This window comes from Neorhizobium alkalisoli, assembly GCF_002968635.1.
Lineage (GTDB): Bacteria > Pseudomonadota > Alphaproteobacteria > Rhizobiales > Rhizobiaceae > Neorhizobium > Neorhizobium alkalisoli.
The window spans coordinates 262,113-278,156 of sequence record NZ_PVBN01000001.1 but is presented as its reverse complement, the minus strand read 5'-3'; the positions used below and the strand labels follow the sequence as shown (position 1 = coordinate 278,156).

Below are 16,044 nucleotides of genomic sequence, written 5' to 3'. Positions count from 1 at the left end.
ATCATTTGCCTCCGAGTTTCAAATTGTTGATCGAGATCAGAAGATCGGTCGAAATGCCGGTCGACGAAGAGGTGAACAGACTGGCGGGATCGTAGCTTTCGGAGGAGTTCTCCAGTTCCCACATGGCGGTAAACCGCTCGAGGAATTTTCCGACCTTAGCCGGATCCTGGAAATCCTCGATATCGACGGCATCCTCGAAATATTGAGCCTGCCGTTCGATGTCTGCGCCAATGATCTCCTCGGGCAGCTGCAACGTGGTCCGCATCACCTCGGCGAGCGCGTCGTCTGCGAGGATCTCCATGCCGGATTTGATGGTTGGCGCCATGCGCTCGAAATAGAGCGCGAGGCGTACGCCCATGTTTTCCTCGCCCGCCTCTTCTTCGAGAGTCTGGCGCTGAAATTTATCGACGACGCCCTTCTGGGCCTTTTCAAAGGAGGTGGCCGACGTCCCAAAGGCTGCGAAATTCAGGGAGTCCACCAGCGAGGCGTAACGGCTGTCGGAAAGCTTCTTGGCAAAGTCGGTATCTGCGTCGGTACCTTCGGTCAGGACCTTTCGGATGAAGGCCTTGGCATAGGCCATGTCTTCCAGACCGTGGGCCTTCAGCGCGTAATCATAGACGCGTGTATCGGCCATGAAGTCGTCGATGGTTTTGATACTGCCGATCTTGGAAAGGTAATATTCCGTCTCGCGCGCAACATCCGGCTTCTCTGCAACCCGCGCCAGCGATTTCGGCAGGTCGCGGCTGATCATGGCATAGCTGGTATAGGTCGTGATCACGATGGCTCACCAAGGTCTGTGGAGCGGGCAATCCGGTCCGATCCTGGCGAGAACTATGCGCAAAGACTTGCGCGAAGCTGTCCCGGTTCTCCTTTGATCAAAGCGCTGAGAACCAGCCTCACGCAAGCCAGAGACCGTATCCCGAAACCGAACGATAACGATCGGCACAGGTTCACGATGAATATTATTATCGGCTTTATCATTTCGGTTGGCTGTATCCTCGGTGGCTTCATGGCCATGGGCGGTCACGTCGACGTTCTCGTTCAGCCCTTCGAACTCATGATCATCGGCGGCGCGGGCGTCGGCGCCTTCATCATGGGCAATCCGATGAAGGTCGTGAAGGATTCCGGCAAGGCGCTTGGCGAAGCTTTCAAGAATGCGGTGCCGAAGGAACGCAACTATCTCGACGTCCTCGGCGTGCTCTATTCGCTGATGCGCGACCTCAGAACCAAGTCACGCAACGAAATCGAAGCGCATATCGACAATCCCGACGAATCCTCGATTTTCCAGACTGCACCGACGGTGCTGAAGAACAAGGAACTGACGGCTTTCATCTGCGACTATGTCCGTCTGATCATCATCGGCAATGCCCGCTCACACGAGATCGAGGCGCTGATGGACGAAGAACTCGACACGATGTTCCAGGACAAGATGAAGCCGTATCACGCGATCACCGCGGTCGGCGATTCCTTTCCGGCCATCGGTATCATCGCGGCCGTTCTCGGGGTCATCAAGGCGATGAGCAAGATCAACGAGTCTCCCGAGGTCCTCGGCGGCCTCATCGGTGCGGCGCTCGTCGGCACCATGCTCGGCATCTTCCTGTCATACTGCGTCTGCAACCCCATCTGCTCGCAGATCAAGATCGTGCGCAGCAAGCAGCAGCGCCTCTACATCATCGTCAAGCAGACCCTGCTTGCCTACATGAACGGTTCCGTGCCGCAGGTCGCTCTGGAATACGGACGCAAGACAATCTCCAACAAAGAACGCCCCTCGATCGATTCGGTCGAGCAGGAAATGATGAATCCTGGTGGTGAAAAGGCGGCATGATGACGACCAATGAAACGATCCCAACAGTCGCGCCGGGAATGGACCTGGCGCTTCTCGCGAAACTGACCGGCGGGCTTGGTGACAAGAGGACCGTCGAGAAGATCAGCAGCGAATTTGCCCAACTCTACATGGAGTTCCTGCCGGACGTCTTTCACAGCGAGACCGGCATCCGCATCGGCGTTTCCTACGTCAGTTGCACATCCGGCCTGATGAACGACCTGGTCGCCGACCTCGGTGACGGGTTCGCCCTTACCGATGGCGGCCTTCGCAACTGGTCCCCGAATTTCGTGCTCGCCTGCGGCAACAGCTTCATCATCGCTCTCATGGAGCTGATGCTGGGAGCTGCACCGGAAACGATCGCGCAGCCGATCGATCGTCCTCTGTCCGAGATCGAACTGGATCTCGCCGTGATGGTCTTTGAGCGGATTGCCAGCGTACTCCGCTCCGGCGTCAACGCGTCTGGCGGTTTCGAGGCGAGCCTCGAACGTCCCCACAATGCCGAGGACCGGCCGAAGCCGGAAGAGGTTGCACGTCCGGAATTCGGCGTCGCGATCCGGATGGCGTTCGAACTCGGTGCGACCACCTCGGAATTCGCTCTCATCATTCCGCAGCGCGCCTTCCTCAAGACCAAGGTGACTGCGCCCAAGGCGAGAAACCAGGCTCCCAAGGCCAAACCGGAATGGACCGATCGCATGAATGACCAGGTGCGCCGCTCAAACGTAACGCTGGAAGCCCGCATTCGCCTGCAGAAACTCACTCTCGGCACGATTTCCCGGCTGGCGGCCGGCGACGTGATCGCCTTCCAGGACAAGCGGGACGTCCGGGTTCAGGTCAGCGCCAATGGCAAGGACATGTACTCGTGCGAATTTGGGAGATCGGGCGAACGTTATACAGTCCGTGTAAAGGATAACATCAGCACGGACGACGAGATACTCAGGCATCTGATAGGTTAGACCCGCATCGGCCTGTACACTTCGGCAGGGCAGGCTGACGCAAGTTTCAACAGGAATAATGACCGCATGGCTACGAAGAAGACACCTCTCACCGAAGACGACGCACTGATGCCTCTCGACAATGGAGTCGAGCTGGATCAGGCTATCGACGATCTGCGCGGCGTCTTGAAGGCTGACGCCGACGGCGATGTACCGGGCTTCGACGCCGATTTTGGCGCGTCCGCGACCAGCGATTTTTCCGCCGACACTCCGGCGTTTGGCGGCGGCTTCGAAGCACAGACCGACAGCTTCGGCGGCGGTGCAAGTTTCGGCAGCGACAACAGCTTCGGCGGCGGCAGCTTCGGTGGCAGCGATTTCGGCAGTCCTTCCGCCGCTGCGAGCTATCAGGAGCCGGGCAGCGCCCTGAATGCAAATCTCGACCTGATCATGGATATCCCGATCGACGTCGAGATCGTCTTGGGCACGAGCCGTATGCAGGTTTCCGGCCTGATGAGCCTTGAAGAGGGTGCCACGATCGCGCTCGATAAGAGGATCGGCGAACCGGTGGAAATCATGGTCAACGGCCGCCGCATCGGCAAGGGCGAGATCACCGTCCTTGAAAATGACGACACGCGCTTCGGTGTCAAACTGACGGAAGTACTGAGCACGAGAAGAACCTGATCCCTGTTTGGGACAGAGAGGGAAGACCATGATGGACTTTGAGGATTTCGGCGGTAGCGCGCTCTCTACAAAACCGTTGTCCCAGGCCGAAAAGGCTGCGGCGGTTCTCCTTGCCATGGGCAAGGGCATCGCCGGCAAACTTCTCAAATATTTTACTCAGAGCGAGCTGCAGAACATCATCGCATCGGCGCAGACATTGCGGACGATTCCGCCGGATGAACTCCTTCAGCTCGTCAACGAATTCGAGGACCTGTTCACCGAGGGCACCGGCCTCATGGACAATGCCGCGGCAATCGAAGGCATCCTCGAAGCAGGCCTGACCCCGGAAGAAGTAGACGGGCTGCTTGGGCGCCGCGCCGCGTTCCAGGGTTACGAAGCCAATATCTGGGATCGGTTGCAGGATGCCGACCCGGCATTCGTCGGCAAGTTCCTGTCGCGCGAACATCCGCAGACGGTCGCCTACATTCTTTCCCAAATGCCGTCGAGCTTCGGTGCGAAAGTACTGCTGCAACTTCCCGACAGCCGCCGCGCCGATATCATGAACCGCGCGGTCAATATGAAGGAAGTCAGCCCGAAGGCGGCGCAGATCATCGAGAACCGCGTGGTCGAATTGATCGCCGCTGTCGATGCGGAGCGCAATTCCAACGGCTCCAACAAGGTTGCCGAGCTCATGAACGAACTCGAGAAGAGCCAGGTCGACACGCTGCTCAGCTCGCTCGAAACGATCAGCAAGGAGTCCGTCAACAAGGTCCGTCCGAAGATCTTCCTCTTCGAAGACCTTCTGTACATGCCGCAGCGCAGCCGCGTCCTGCTGCTGAACGACGTCGCATCGGACATCCTGACCATGGCCTTGCGCGGCGCCAGCAACGAGATCAAGGAATGCGTGCTTTCGGCCATCAGCCCGCGCCAACGCCGAATGATCGAAAGCGACCTTCAGGTCCAGCCGGCCAGCCTCAACCCTCGGGAAGTGGCAATCGCCCGCCGCGCCGTGGCGCAGGAAGCGATCCGGCTCGCCAATTCCGGACAGATCCTTCTCAAGGAAGAGAAGAAGGAAGACGAGAAGCCTGCGGAAGCGGCCTGATATCACTGATAATGCACGAGGAAGAGAACGGAGTGGGTGACCACTCCGTTTTTCGTTTGTCGGCATGCAGGCCGACCCGGTCGCCCACAGTCTTTTTGTTGACTCGATTCGCGGCTAGCTGGCGATCGATTAAGATCATTGGTGATGGCGGCCGATTCGTTTGAGCCACGTCCTCGCAACCTGATCGATTGGTCCTGAGCCGTGTCGGACGAAGATAAAGACAGCAAAACAGAAAACCCGACCGCCAAGCGAATGACCGAGGCGGCCGAGAAAGGCAACTTGCCCGTCTCGCGCGAGGTGCCGCTGTTTGCGTCGATCCTCGCCTTCTATGTCTATCTCGTCTTTTTTCTTCCCTCGAGTGTTGCGAGGATCGGCGAAACGCTGAAGGACCTTTTCGAGCAGCCGGATCAATGGCGGCTCGAAAACTCTCCCGACGTCGTCTCGCTCAGCGCCCATCTCGGTTGGGCCGTCGCGGCCTTCCTTGTGCCGGCCATGCTGCTCTTCATCGTGTTCGGACTGGTCTCGGCCTTCGCACAAAATATGCCCTCGTTGGTGCTGGAAAGGGTGCGGCCGCAGATGTCGCGCATTTCTCCGGTGAAGGGCTTCACCCGTATCTACAGCGCCCCTGGATTTGTCGAGTTCGGTAAATCGATCTTCAAGATCCTGATCGTATCGATCATCATGTACTTCACGCTGCGGGGAGAATTCTTCGCCTCCCTGAATGCGATGTTTTCCGATCCGCAGGTGATTTTCGTCAAATTGAGCGCGATCGTCAGCAAGATGGTGATCGTCGTCTTGCTCTCTACCGGCGTGCTGGCGGCGGTCGATGTGATCTGGACGCGTTACCACTGGTATCAGCAGCTCAAGATGACCAAGCAGGAGGTCAAGGACGAATACAAGCAGGCCCAGGGGGATCCGATCGTCAAGTCGCGCCAGAGGTCCGTTGCGCGCGACCGCGCCCGCCGGCGCATGATCAACAACGTGCCGCGTGCCACATTGGTGATCGCAAACCCGACGCACTACGCCGTCGCGCTACGCTATGTGCGGGAAGAGAACGATGCGCCGGTGGTCGTCGCCAAGGGCCAGGATCTGGTGGCGCTAAAGATTCGCGAGATCGCGGAGTCGAACGGCATTCCCGTTTTCGAGGATCCGCCTCTGGCTCGCTCCATGTTTGCGCAAGTCTCGGTGGATAGTGTCATCCCACCTGCCTTTTATAAGGCGGTGGCAGAACTCGTGCACCGGATCTACGCGTCCCGGTCGCTCAAGAAACGGACACGCTGAGCGCTATGAAAAAATGCACCTATTCCACAGAACGGGAAGAAATCGTCGCTCAAGCAATCAGCCCGGTGGCCACCGAGCTGCGCTTACTCGACGCTGGTGATCTTATCTCGCTTTTGCGACTGGAGTGCTACAGCAGCCTCGCCGATCTCGTCTCGTCCGCAGCCGAGCTGTATTTTCATCCGGGTACGGTGAGTTTCGGTGCCGGGGGCGATTACAAGCTGGAATGGAGCGGCCAACCCGAAGTCGTTCTCGACCTGGAAATCAAACCGCGCGGCGTTTCTGTCTATGCAAGGTTGACCATTGCCGACCAAAAGGCCGGCCTGGAAATCGATCACATTTCCTTCCAGGAGCCGTCTGACGACCCGGACGACAATACCGCGTTCCTGGCGAAAAGCCTGCAGGAAGCGAAGTTCGTGAGAATGAGCGCGTCACAGATGTGACCGCGACACGGGCGATCCGATCTTCGTTTCGCCTGTCAGTGGATGTAGCCAAGCCTGATGGCCTTTGCGATCGCCTGAATGCGATTGACCGAATCGAGCTTGATGGTGGCGGAGCCGAGATAGGCATTCACGGTGTGAACGGAGAGCCCGAGGTTTTCAGCAATCTCCTCACTGATCCGCCCGTCTCCGGCCAGTTGCAGGCAGGCGATTTCCCGCTCGCTCAGCGATTCAGCCGGCACAGTTCGGCGCTCATCCAGCGCCAACAGATCCATCATCACCTGGCAGCTTCTGACGTGCTGGTCGATGACGACGTCGCTCGACACGTCTATGGATGTGGAGACAAAGGCCACATAGCCGTTTCCAAGTGCCCCCAATCGTACGGGAAATGCGATCCCTGAAAAGGGAACGACAGACGGCTCCAAGCGACGGGTCAGGGGAGAAAACTCTCCCGCATCCGAAAAACTGGCGTTTTCGGAGCCATCCCAAATCAGGGGAAGGAGCGACACCTCGATGTGTTCGAGCAGGACATCGCCGTACCCGTCGATGAACTGGCTGCTGCCCTCGGTCGTGCCGACGCCCCAGTTGTCCAGCTCGGAGATGAGCTTGCGCTTGTTCGGCAGGCCCGCGCCGGCAATGCGGAAAACCGCGAAATTGCGCGCCTTCAGGTTCTTCTGCATGGCAACGAGCTTGGGAAAGATATCCGACCGGCTCGAGGCGCGCTGAAGGCGCAGATACTGGATGCTTCCAGGTCCCTCTGCAATGCCGCTCCGCGTATAACCCATCGAAATTCGATCCTATACCAAGTTGTTGCGCACCGCATAGGCGATCGCCTCGGAGCGGGTCTTCGTTGCCGTCTTGCGCATCACGCTGGTGATGTAGTTGTTGATGGTGTTGCGCGATATACCGAGTATCACGGCGATTTCGTCGCTGGTCTTGCCTTCGGCAATCCAGAAAAGACATTCGAGTTCGCGCTCGGTCAGCTCGAAATCGCGTTCGGTCCGGGCGTCGGCGTTTTCGGCAAAACTGGCGCCATAGGCAGCCAACAGCCCCACTTCCTTCAGGCGTTCTTGCGAAAGGATGATCCCCTCGAGAAAAAGAAGCATGAGAGAAAAACGTGTCCTGCCTACGCAGAAGGTCAGCGAGCAATATTGCCGGCTGATATCGTCGGGCGGCGTCACGTCATCCGGCAGAAGGGCGAAACTGGGGGTCAGAAGCGAAAGACACTTCTCCAGCTCGGTGGAGCGAGCGTAGCCGCTGGCGAGTTCCGATCCGAGGCGACGCACAAGATCGAAAGGCCAGTTGGAGGTCACGATGAAATCGAGACCCTGCTCCTGGATCAGGTCATATCGGGCGAGAAGAAAGTGAGACGCGCCGACATAATCGGCGAGAAGGCGCATCACCGCCTGGACATTGTTGGAACCGGCCAACACCGAAAGGCGGCGAACCAGTTGTTCGCGCGACAGGACCCTGGACCCGACGGACTCCATATAGGGCCGCCCCTCCATCGCCATGTCTATCCCCGACAACTCCATCAGCTACTTGCTCCCTACCACGCCACGCGTTCCTGATGAACACGCACACGCGGCATTGTCACTGACGCACAACCGTTACCTTGACAAAACGATCCTCGATTTTCGGCAAAACGTCAAAAGCTACTTTGCGCAACCTCTTGTTTTTTGCCGGGCAAGGACTTCATGCTGGCCACCTCCCCGGCCTCGGAAACTTATGCGCGAATCAGGCCATTGTAGGAGAGGCCCTGCGAATTACCATTGGGCCAAGCATGGATTTCCCCAACTCCAGCCCGGTCCAAGTGATTCGCGCATCAGACGAATAAGCCAAGTCTGTGGCAGGGCTGAAAAAGAAAGGGCCGGATAAGTCCGGCCCTTGTCGATCATATTTTCGTGATGGGGTATCAAGCTGCCTTTTCGAGAGCCCATTTCCGGAGGATTTTCGCGGCCCGCTCTTCGGAAATCTCGACCATGCGGGCGAGGCGTTTCTCGGGGCCTTCCTTGACCCGACGGTTGAACCCGTCGCCCTCGTCGCCGCCCATCATGTCGCCTGCGCTGTCGAACCCGAAATCCGAGCCGAAACCATCCATGAGCGCGGGGCTGCCGCCGACCGGAGAGAAGTCCGGCAGTTCGAGACCTGCGCCGTCGGCAGCGGCCTCGCCGGCAACGCCGTTGCCGCTGACGGTGCGGATGAGCGGGCGCAGACCGAGCCAGACCACCAGGAAGGCAACTCCGACGAAGGCCAGCGAGTTGATGATGCCGCCGATATTGCGGGTCAGCACATCCATCAGACCAGGACCGCCGGCGGCCTCTTCGAGAAGCTGGTTCTCGAGGAAATCCATTGCGGTCAACGTGACCACGTCACCCCGGTTGGAGCTGATACCAGCGGCCGAGGAGACGATCTTCTGCATTTCGGCCAGATAAGCGTCAATCTTCGCCTGATCGGCGGGCTCGCCGACCATCTTGGCGATCCGGCCCTTGTTGACCACCACCGCGACCGAGACCTTCTCGATCTGATAGCTATTGCGCGTCGTGGCAGTGGTCTTCTGGTTGATTTCGTAGTTGGTCTGCTCTTCCTTCTTGTCGGACTGGTCGGAGGATTTCGGACCATTCGCACCACCCGGCTCCGGCGCCGCCTGCGGCACGTTCTGTTCGACGGTGGTTGCGTTGTCGTTCTGGGTCTGCTGAGACTTCGAAGCTTCCTTGGTGGTACGCACCGAACGCTCGACGCGCGAATTCGGGTCGAAGACCGTCTCCTGGACCTGCTGGCTGTCCGTGTTGAGAGAAGCCGTTACGCTGGAACGGAAGTTGTCCATCCCGAGGAAGGGCGCGAGCGCCTTGTCGATGTTGTTTTCGATTTCCTGCTGAACATTTTGAATGATGCTCAGCGACTTGTTCATTTCACTGCCGCCGAAATCGTCGCCGGAGGCAAGCAGCTGGCCGGTCGAATCGAGGATCGTGACATCGTCGACATCAAGGCCGGGGACGGCCGATGCCACTAGGTGACGAATGGACGATGCGGCCTTGCGGCCGGCCGTCGTGCTGGCGCGGATCATCACTGACGCGGAAGGTTTTTGTTCGCCTCTGCGGAAATTGCCGACATCCGGCATCACGATGTGAACGCGCGCTGCGGAGACGCCGCTGATCTGCTGGATCGACCTGCCGATTTCGCCTTCGAGGGCCCGGACCCGGGTAACCTCCTGCATGAAGGAAGTCAGGCCGAGCGAACCGACATTGTCAAAGAGCTCGTAACCGGCATTCGTGCTGTTCGGCAGACCGCGCTCGGCAAGCAGAAGGCGCGCCTTGCTCGTTGTTCCGACGGGAACCTGAATGCTCGATCCGTCACCGCCGACTTCGAAATCCATGTTCGATTCAGCCAGTGCCATGGTGACCTGGTTCAGGTCGGCAGTGTCCAGATTGACGTAGAGGGATTCGTAAGAGGGCTTGTTTACAAAAATGGCCGCGGCAAGGACGATCGCAATCGAGAGAACGCCAACAGCACCCAGAGCAATAAGTCGCGTCTGGCCTAGATTGGCCAGATTTTTAAAGACTTGTGAAAATTGAGCCAACAGATTCATTCTGTTCCCACATCGCAAACACGGAATAGAGCCTTCGCTCAAGCTGACCCTAGGGGGCGAAGCTTGTGCGAGCGTTTCGCAAGGCGATGGGAATGAAGATTGCAGGCGGAAGGATCAGTCGCTTCTGCGCATCGGGCCGAAACAGGTGGTCAGAAGAAGTCGAAGTCGCCGGCGGCCTTGCTCAGAGGCTGGGAATGGCCGTGGCGCATGCCGTTTGTCAAAGCCCTCTGCATGTCAGCCAGCTTGACGAGGCTGATCGCGGTCGAGACATCGACGGTCCAGCTTTCCGGAATGGTGCCGGTGATCGTGTCGATAAATTCGGCAATGCCACGCGTCTTCTGTACGGCCAGATCGATGCCCTGCAGTACCTTGATGCTGTCGGGGGATTCCAGGATGGCCATGCCTCCCAGTTCCAGCAGCTGGGGCTCGATGCGCTCGATCAGGTAGGCGACGTCGTGAAGCTCCGACACCAGCCGCATCAAAATCTCGGGTAGCGCCTCTTCCAGAGGAGCGCCTGACGGCTTTGCGATGTCGGTCATATCGTTCCTCATGCTTAAAAGAATTCGATCGAGCTTTCGACCGGCTTCGGCGCGACACGTGCCGGGCGCATCTCCAGCGCTACGGTCCGCTGAGCCTCGGCGCCGGTCAGCGGATACTGACGTGCCCGACCGCTGATGGGCCAATATTCCAACTTGCGCCCGTGCTCCCCTCCGGTGGAAGAGCCAACGACCGGAATCCCTTCGTCCTTGAGGAACTGCATCGCGAACGCGGCATTCTGTTCGCCGACGTTCGAGAAGCTCGCTATCGTCTTTGCCCCACCGAATATTTTCGCTTCCAGCCGGTCGCGCCGGGCGCCCTGCTTCAGGAGGCCGTTGATGAGAAGCTCCATCAGATGGACGCCATATCGAGTGGCATCACCGCCCGATGCCATGGCGCCACCCGAGCCGGGAAGCAAAAAATGGTTCATGCCGCCGACACCGGCGACAGGATCACGAAGACACGCAGCCACGCATGAGCCCAGGATCGTCGAAAGTACGACGTTCGGGTCGTTTACGACCTTGTACTCCCCTTGAATGATATGGACACGCTTGGCCGCAATGGCATCGTTCATTTCAATGCTCCAAACACCGCCTCGATGGCGGCCTTCATCTTCTCGATCGTGAACGGTTTGGCGAGGACATTGTTTGCCCCGAGCTGGGCTGCCCTTTGCACCAGGGCACGGTCGCCCTGGGCCGTCAAAATGATGAAGGCTGCTTTTTTCGTGTTCGGATTGCTGCGGACGGCTTGCAGGAAGCCGATGCCATCCATCTTCGGCATGTTGAAGTCCGAAATCACGAGATGGTGCGGCTGCTCGGCCATGATCTTCATGCCCTGCTCACCATCACCGGCCGAAGTGATCTGCTTGAAGCCGAGCTGTGTCAGGGCGTCGCTGAGCAGCAGGCGGCTGGTCACCTGATCATCGACGATCAGAACTTTAATTTTTTCAGCGAGAGACATTATTCGGTACCTTCTTTTCGGGCGGCTGTTAACTTCAACACTTCTTCTCCTATGGAGCCTAGCGGCAATTGTTGCTCGACGGCCCCGATTTCATGGGCGACCCTCGGCATGCCGTAGACCACACAGGTCTTTTCGTTCTGTCCGACGGTGCGCGCGCCCGCATTGCGCATCTTCAGCAGACCGGCAGCTCCGTCGCGCCCCATGCCTGTCAGGATGACCCCGACCGCATTGCGGCCTGCCAGATCGGCAACCGAGTCGAAGAGAACATCCACTGAAGGCCTGTGGCCATTCACCGGATCCCTTTCGACCAGTCGACAACATGGCGCCGACGGATTGGCTACCTGCAGGTGCCGTTCACCACCTGGCGCGAGATAGATCTTGCCGATCTCCAGCCGCGCGCCATCGGTCGCTTCCTGCACCACAGGAGCACAGATACGATTAAGACGTTCAGCAAAACTTTTGGTAAACGTCGAAGGCATATGTTGAGTAATTACGGTCGGTGGGCAGTTCTGCGGAAACTTTTGCAGCACCGTGATGAGCGCCTCGACACCACCGGTTGAAGAACCGATCGCCACAACCTTTCGACCGACCCGATACTCGGTGGCCGGTGCCACGGCTGGTGCCGGCGCGGCTGCACTCCGGCGATGGGCGGACCGGGCAGCGGCCTTCACCTTTTCGGCGAGATCCATGAAGGGGCGGGAATCTCCCGGGCTTGGTTTGCCGACGCAATCGAATGCGCCGATCTCGAGAGCCGCAAGCGTCGCATTGGCGCCGTGATGCGTCATCGCGGAAACCATGATCACCGGCATGGGACGCAGACGCATGATCTTCTCGAGGAACTCCAGCCCGTTCATGTTGGGCATTTCGATATCGAGGGTCACCACATCCGGATTGAGCTGCTTGATCGCCGCGCGCGCTTCGAGCGCGTCGCCGGCCTGGCCAACGACATTGACCTCGGGATCGGAATTGAGGACGGCGGTGATCAGTCCACGCATGGTGGGCGAGTCGTCGACGACGAGAACGCGAGCCGGAACGCTCATGCTTTCCTCCCTGCGTTCTTGCCGACATACCGATAGGTGGTGATGCCGATGTTGTCGAAGAGGTTTTTCGCGTCGCCGGAAACCCGTTCGGAGTGACCGATATAAAGATGCCCGCCGTCGCCTAGCTGCGAAGCAAAGCGCGACCAGATCTTCATCTGCGTCGGTTCGTCGAAATAGATGACGACGTTACGGCAGAAGATGACGTCGAAACTTCCCTTGAAGGGCCACTGGGCCATCAGGTTCAGTTCGTTGAAGGTGATGAGCTTCTTGACCTTGTCGTCGATCTGCAGCTTGCGGCGGCCGCCTGCGTCCACCTCGCGGAACCATTGCTTGCGCATGGCCGGCGTCATGGTTTCAGTGGCGTTCTCGTCATAGATGCCGGCGCGGGCCGCTGCCAGGATCTTGGGATCGATGTCGGTCGCGAGAATCCGGAAGTCGTAGTCCACCGCGTTCGGCAAAAGCGACAATACCGTGAGAGCGATCGAATAGGGCTCCTGTCCGTCGGAACAGGCCGCCGACCAGATCCGCACGCGACCGCCGCTCTTGGCGCGGTTGATCAGTCCCGGGAGCACTTCGTCACGCAGGTGCTCGAAGTGATGGTTTTCGCGGAAGAAGCGGGTGAAGTTGGTCGTCAGATGCGAAAGCATCTCGCGTCGCGCTGCCGCGCCTGCCGGCGATGCCACAAGCTCGCAATAGTCCCTGAACCCGCGCAACCCCAGTGCCCGGATGTGCTTGGACAAGCGAGAATAGACGAGCGATGCCTTGGAATCATTGAGATAGATCCCGGCATCCGAATAGATCATCGCCGCGATATCGGACAGGTCACGGCGCGACAGCGGGTATTCCCCGCTGGCAAGCACGTCGTCCGGTGACTGTCGGCTTTCAATGGCCCCCAAAGGCTTCATGCGGCTTCGCTTTCCTTTTCCGGGAAGAGGGCGTCCAGCTCGATCATGCAGATCATCCGCTTGTCGATGGCAAGAATTCCCCGGGCATATTGTTTCTCCAGATCGGAAGAAATTTCCGGAACCGGCTGGATATTCTCCTCGGTAATCGTGAGGATGTCGGAAACCGCCTCGACAAGCAGACCGACGATGCGGCTCTTGACCTGCGCCACGATGATGACGTGGCGGGCCGTCGGCTCGGCTTCCTGCATTCCAAGGCGAGCCGACAGATCGACGATCGGCAGAACCGCGCCGCGCAGGTTGATGATTCCCATGACGTAAGGCGGCGCATGCGGCATAGGGGTGGCGGGCGTCCAGCCGCGAATTTCCCGGACGGACATGATGTTCACGCAGAATTCCTGATCACCGATACGGAAGGCGATCAGCTCCCGACTTCCCTGAGCAAGATTTTTCACGGCGTACGACATACAAATTAACCCGTGGCTGCGAGTGACATTTCAGGTCTGAGCGACTGACCACGCGATGCAGCAACAACCGCGTCGACATCGAGGATGAGCGCGACGCGGCCATCACCAAGGATGGTGGCTGCGGCAATGCCCGGAACATGCGTGTAGTTGGCCTCCAGCGACTTGATGACCACCTGGCGCTGGCCCTGGATCGCGTCGACCATGAGGGCGCGCTGTCCGCCGCCTTCCGATTCCACCAGCAGTGCGACGCCTTCGACCGGGTTCGCCTGGGTAGACCGGTAGTTCAGGACCCGGCCGACATCGACGAGCGGGCAGAACGAATTGCGGATCGAGATCAACCGCTGGCTCGCGCCGAAGGAGTGGATCGCGGAAGCTTCCGGCTGCAGGGTTTCGACGATTGCAGTCAAGGGTACGACCAGCGTCTGGCCTGCGACCGTAACCACCATGCCATCGAGGACTGCGAGCGTCAGCGGCAGGCTCATGGTGAAAGTGGAGCCGAAGCCCGGCCGGGACGAAATCGAGATACGACCGCCCAGCGCCTGGATCGACCGCTTGACGACGTCCATGCCGACGCCGCGGCCGGAAATGTCGGAGATCTTGTCGGCGGTGGAAAAGCCCGCCATGAAGATCAGGTTGTCGATCTCGTCGTCCGACAGGTTCGCATCGGCGGCGATGATGTCGTTGTCGATCGCCTTCTGTCGAACGCGCTCGCGGTTGATACCGGCACCATCGTCCTGCAGTTCGATCAGGATGCGGCCCGAACGGTGTTTCGCGGTAAGCTTGATGGTGCCTTCCGGGTTCTTGCCGGCGGCTTCGCGCTTTTCGGGCGATTCGATGCCGTGGTCGACGGCATTGCGGATCATGTGGGTCAACGGCTCGGCGAGCTTGTCGATGACCGTCTTGTCCACTTCCGTGTTTTCACCCTCGGTGACAAGGCGGATCTGCTTGCCCACCATATCCGCGACTTCGCGGACGATACGGGACATGCGCTGGAAGACAGGCTTTACCGGCTGCGCGCGGATCGCCATGACCGAGTCCTGGATCTCGCGGGTGAGCTGTTGCAGCTCTTCGAGGCCCATGTTGATCGAAGACGTGCCTGTCGCGTCGTTCTCGATGACGCTCTGCGACAGCATCGCCTGATTGATGACGAGCTCGCCCACCAGGTTGATGAGGCGGTCGACACGATCGAGATCGACGCGGATCGTCTGTCCGGCCGAAGCGGCGGCGGCTGCGGCATTGTTCTGCGCCGCGGCTGCGGCGGCTGCGGCCGATTCTTTCCGTTCGGCAGCGCGAGCGGCAGCTCCGGCGGCCTTCGCAACGCTGGTCGCGGTCTCGGCGGCCGACACGGCTTCGGCAACGGTCTGATCGGCGCCGTGTTCGGCCTGCTTGTCGTCGTCCTCGGCGGACGGGGCATCGTCAAGGATCGAGAGGTCAAAGGGAACCGGTCTCATCGGCTGCTCTTCATCCGAAGAAGCCTCGTCGGCAAACTTCACCTCAAGATCGCAATCCCATTCGGCAAATTCGAAAACGATACGGATGTCGTCTTCGCTCTTGGTGGTCTTTACCGAGATCTTCCAGCTGAAATAGGACTCTTCCGGGTCCATCTTGTCGAGATCCGGCAAGGCATCCGTGTCGCAGGCAATGCTCATCTCGCCGACACGGGAGAGATCGCGCAGCAGGAGCGCTGCTTCATTGCCCTTGGAATAGAGCTCGCGGCGTGGCTTGAAGACGACTTCGTAGGTCGAGCCTTCGATTACCGGCTCCTCTTCCTGGCCGAAACCGTCAAATGTGAAGGGAATCGGCTGAAAACCGCTGTCGTCGGTGGGCTTCGGCGTTTCCGCCTTCGGCGCGGGAGCGGCAGCCGCGGCCGGCTTTGCGGCCGGTTTCGGCGCATCATGACCGGAGGCTGACGGCAGCTCGCCATGAGCCAGAGCTTCAAGTTCCTTGACGAGGCCGCGGGTCCTGGATTCGTCCACACTGCCACCGTCACGAGACGAGCTAACCAGATCGGCGAGCACGTCGGCAGACTTCAGCATGACCTTCAGCACGTCCTGGCCGGGTTCCAGCTTGCCGGAACGGACGCAGTCGAGGGTCGTTTCGAAAACGTGGGCGAAAGCGACCAGATCGTCGAGACCGAAGGCACCCGCCCCGCCCTTGATGGAATGAACGGCACGGAAAACGGCATTCACCGTCTCGGGGTCACGATCCCCGTCGTTCAGCTTGAGAAGACCCGACTCCAGTTCAGCGAGCTGCTCTTCGCATTCCTGAAAGAAGATCTCTTTGATTTCGTTCATATCCATCGGAGGAATTCC

The 16,044-nt window shown here is 59.2% G+C and carries 17 protein-coding genes; 6 read left to right on the top strand and 11 right to left on the bottom strand.

The annotated features are described in order from the left end of the window. Position 1: 1 nt before the first annotated feature. Positions 2-778: a DUF1217 domain-containing protein gene (locus C5L13_RS01325; RefSeq protein ID WP_170117183.1), complete on the bottom strand. Its 777-nt coding sequence runs from the start codon at positions 776-778 to the stop codon at positions 2-4. 177 nt (positions 779-955) lie between these two features. Between C5L13_RS01325 and motA the strand changes: the two genes are divergently transcribed. From motA to C5L13_RS01295, 6 genes are all read left to right on the top strand, one after another. Continuing rightward, the gene (motA, locus tag C5L13_RS01320; protein ID WP_105381458.1) at positions 956-1,825 is read left to right on the top strand and encodes a flagellar motor stator protein MotA; all 870 of its coding nucleotides are present in this window, start codon (positions 956-958) and stop codon (positions 1,823-1,825) included. Next, positions 1,825-2,778 carry a FliM/FliN family flagellar motor switch protein gene (locus C5L13_RS01315; RefSeq protein WP_170117197.1) on the top strand — a complete coding sequence of 318 codons (954 nt, stop codon included), beginning with the start codon at positions 1,825-1,827 and terminating at the stop codon, positions 2,776-2,778. The genes motA and C5L13_RS01315 overlap by 1 nt, the downstream gene beginning before the upstream one ends. Before the next feature lie 66 nt (positions 2,779-2,844). Next, positions 2,845-3,438 carry a flagellar motor switch protein FliN gene (fliN, locus tag C5L13_RS01310; protein ID WP_105381456.1) on the top strand — a complete coding sequence of 198 codons (594 nt, stop codon included), beginning with the start codon at positions 2,845-2,847 and terminating at the stop codon, positions 3,436-3,438. 28 nt (positions 3,439-3,466) lie between these two features. Further along, the gene (fliG, locus tag C5L13_RS01305; protein WP_105381455.1) at positions 3,467-4,519 is read left to right on the top strand and encodes a flagellar motor switch protein FliG; all 1,053 of its coding nucleotides are present in this window, start codon (positions 3,467-3,469) and stop codon (positions 4,517-4,519) included. Positions 4,520-4,720: 201 nt separating this feature from the next. Continuing rightward, positions 4,721-5,800, top strand: a complete 1,080-nt coding sequence (gene flhB / locus C5L13_RS01300; protein WP_105381454.1) for a flagellar biosynthesis protein FlhB — start codon at positions 4,721-4,723, stop codon at positions 5,798-5,800. A gap of 5 nt (positions 5,801-5,805) precedes the next feature. Next, a complete protein-coding gene (locus C5L13_RS01295; RefSeq protein ID WP_105381453.1) occupies positions 5,806-6,240 on the top strand; it encodes a hypothetical protein in 435 nt (144 codons plus the stop codon). Between the two features lie 35 nt (positions 6,241-6,275). Here the strand turns inward: C5L13_RS01295 and visR are convergent, their stop codons facing one another. The 10 genes from visR to C5L13_RS01245 all read right to left on the bottom strand — a co-directional run bounded on the left by visR (position 6,276) and on the right by C5L13_RS01245 (position 16,032). Then, positions 6,276-7,022, bottom strand: a complete 747-nt coding sequence (gene visR, locus C5L13_RS01290; RefSeq protein ID WP_105381452.1) for a transcriptional regulator VisR — start codon at positions 7,020-7,022, stop codon at positions 6,276-6,278. A 12-nt stretch (positions 7,023-7,034) separates the two neighbouring features. Beyond that, a complete protein-coding gene (gene visN, locus C5L13_RS01285) occupies positions 7,035-7,772 on the bottom strand; it encodes a transcriptional regulator VisN (protein ID WP_105381451.1) in 738 nt (245 codons plus the stop codon). Positions 7,773-8,152: 380 nt separating this feature from the next. Next, the gene (fliF, locus tag C5L13_RS01280; RefSeq protein WP_105381450.1) at positions 8,153-9,826 is read right to left on the bottom strand and encodes a flagellar basal-body MS-ring/collar protein FliF; all 1,674 of its coding nucleotides are present in this window, start codon (positions 9,824-9,826) and stop codon (positions 8,153-8,155) included. 149 nt (positions 9,827-9,975) lie between these two features. After that, positions 9,976-10,365, bottom strand: a complete 390-nt coding sequence (gene cheT, locus C5L13_RS01275) for a chemotaxis protein CheT (RefSeq protein ID WP_105381449.1) — start codon at positions 10,363-10,365, stop codon at positions 9,976-9,978. A 14-nt stretch (positions 10,366-10,379) separates the two neighbouring features. Further along, positions 10,380-10,937, bottom strand: a complete 558-nt coding sequence (cheD, locus tag C5L13_RS01270; protein WP_105381448.1) for a chemoreceptor glutamine deamidase CheD — start codon at positions 10,935-10,937, stop codon at positions 10,380-10,382. Next, a complete protein-coding gene (locus tag C5L13_RS01265; protein ID WP_105381447.1) occupies positions 10,934-11,323 on the bottom strand; it encodes a response regulator in 390 nt (129 codons plus the stop codon). The genes cheD and C5L13_RS01265 overlap by 4 nt, the downstream gene beginning before the upstream one ends. Continuing rightward, complete coding sequence (gene cheB, locus C5L13_RS01260) at positions 11,323-12,363, bottom strand: protein-glutamate O-methylesterase CheB (protein ID WP_105381446.1); 1,041 nt, start codon at positions 12,361-12,363, stop codon at positions 11,323-11,325. The genes C5L13_RS01265 and cheB overlap by 1 nt, the downstream gene beginning before the upstream one ends. Beyond that, positions 12,360-13,268 carry a protein-glutamate O-methyltransferase CheR gene (cheR, locus tag C5L13_RS01255; RefSeq protein ID WP_105381445.1) on the bottom strand — a complete coding sequence of 303 codons (909 nt, stop codon included), beginning with the start codon at positions 13,266-13,268 and terminating at the stop codon, positions 12,360-12,362. Before cheR ends, cheB begins: the two co-directional genes overlap by 4 nt. Next, on the bottom strand, positions 13,265-13,732 hold the full coding sequence (locus C5L13_RS01250) for a chemotaxis protein CheW (protein WP_105381444.1): 468 nt from the start codon (positions 13,730-13,732) through the stop codon (positions 13,265-13,267). Before C5L13_RS01250 ends, cheR begins: the two co-directional genes overlap by 4 nt. 5 nt (positions 13,733-13,737) lie before the next feature. Further along, complete coding sequence (locus C5L13_RS01245; RefSeq protein WP_105381443.1) at positions 13,738-16,032, bottom strand: chemotaxis protein CheA; 2,295 nt, start codon at positions 16,030-16,032, stop codon at positions 13,738-13,740. Between the last annotated feature and the right edge of the window lie 12 nt (positions 16,033-16,044).

Excerpts from the sequence above, each read along its gene's own strand:
- motA (WP_105381458.1), top strand. The coding sequence starts at position 956 with ATGAATATTATTATCGGCTTTATCATTTCGGTTGGCTGTATCCTCGGT.
- C5L13_RS01315 (WP_170117197.1), top strand. The coding sequence starts at position 1,825 with ATGACGACCAATGAAACGATCCCAACAGTCGCGCCGGGAATGGACCTG.
- fliN (WP_105381456.1), top strand. The coding sequence starts at position 2,845 with ATGGCTACGAAGAAGACACCTCTCACCGAAGACGACGCACTGATGCCT.
- fliG (WP_105381455.1), top strand. The coding sequence starts at position 3,467 with ATGATGGACTTTGAGGATTTCGGCGGTAGCGCGCTCTCTACAAAACCG.
- C5L13_RS01295 (WP_105381453.1), top strand. The coding sequence starts at position 5,806 with ATGAAAAAATGCACCTATTCCACAGAACGGGAAGAAATCGTCGCTCAA.
- visR (WP_105381452.1), bottom strand. The coding sequence starts at position 7,022 with ATGGGTTATACGCGGAGCGGCATTGCAGAGGGACCTGGAAGCATCCAG.
- visN (WP_105381451.1), bottom strand. The coding sequence starts at position 7,772 with ATGGAGTTGTCGGGGATAGACATGGCGATGGAGGGGCGGCCCTATATG.
- fliF (WP_105381450.1), bottom strand. The coding sequence starts at position 9,826 with ATGAATCTGTTGGCTCAATTTTCACAAGTCTTTAAAAATCTGGCCAAT.
- cheT (WP_105381449.1), bottom strand. The coding sequence starts at position 10,365 with ATGACCGACATCGCAAAGCCGTCAGGCGCTCCTCTGGAAGAGGCGCTA.
- cheD (WP_105381448.1), bottom strand. The coding sequence starts at position 10,937 with ATGAACGATGCCATTGCGGCCAAGCGTGTCCATATCATTCAAGGGGAG.
- C5L13_RS01265 (WP_105381447.1), bottom strand. The coding sequence starts at position 11,323 with ATGTCTCTCGCTGAAAAAATTAAAGTTCTGATCGTCGATGATCAGGTG.
- cheB (WP_105381446.1), bottom strand. The coding sequence starts at position 12,363 with ATGAGCGTTCCGGCTCGCGTTCTCGTCGTCGACGACTCGCCCACCATG.
- cheR (WP_105381445.1), bottom strand. The coding sequence starts at position 13,268 with ATGAAGCCTTTGGGGGCCATTGAAAGCCGACAGTCACCGGACGACGTG.
- C5L13_RS01250 (WP_105381444.1), bottom strand. The coding sequence starts at position 13,732 with ATGTCGTACGCCGTGAAAAATCTTGCTCAGGGAAGTCGGGAGCTGATC.
- C5L13_RS01245 (WP_105381443.1), bottom strand. The coding sequence starts at position 16,032 with ATGGATATGAACGAAATCAAAGAGATCTTCTTTCAGGAATGCGAAGAG.